The organism is Mesorhizobium sp. M1182, assembly GCF_040318335.1.
Classification (GTDB): Bacteria; Pseudomonadota; Alphaproteobacteria; order Rhizobiales; family Rhizobiaceae; genus Mesorhizobium.
Map to the genome: position 1 here is coordinate 1 of NZ_JAMYMD010000085.1, position 570 is coordinate 570.

General features: G+C 67.5%; 1 protein-coding gene. It reads left to right on the plus strand.

The window, feature by feature from the left end:
* A partial coding sequence (locus tag NKH33_RS33155; protein WP_352923747.1) for an AGE family epimerase/isomerase occupies window positions 1-570 on the plus strand: 570 nt, incomplete at both ends.

A 570-nucleotide genomic window follows, 5' to 3' on the forward strand; every position in this document is an offset into this window, starting at 1 on the left:
TCGAGCAGCTCGAAAAAAGCGGCCGCCTTGAGACCAGGTTCACGCCCGCCGACGACCGCGTCATCGAAAGCGGCGCCTGGCAGCGCCGCGTGCACCATTGGCTGTTCGAGGAGACGGTGCCGTTGTGGTCGACGGTCGGCGTCGATGAGCGCCACGGCGGGTTCCACGAGGCGCTCGGCTTCGATGCCACCCCTCTGATGAAACCCAAGCGCATGCGCACGCAGGCCAGGCAGATCTACGCCTTCGCCGTCGCCAAGGCGCGCGGCTGGAACGGCCCGGCCGATCGGCTGATCAGCCACGGCCTCGAATTCATGGCCAGGCACGGACGTACCGACAATGGCGGCTGGGTACGCACGCTCAACGTCGACGGCACCGTCGCCGACGCCGCCGAGGATGCCTATGACCATTCCTGCGTGCTCCTGGCGCTGGCGCATGCCCATATGTGCGGCAATCCCGATGCGTTGCGGCTTGGCCAGGAGACCTTTGCGTTCATCGACGCGCATCTCGAGGACGAACGCCTGACCGGCTTCCGCGAGACCTCGAGCGGCGAGGGCGAGCGCCGCTCCAACC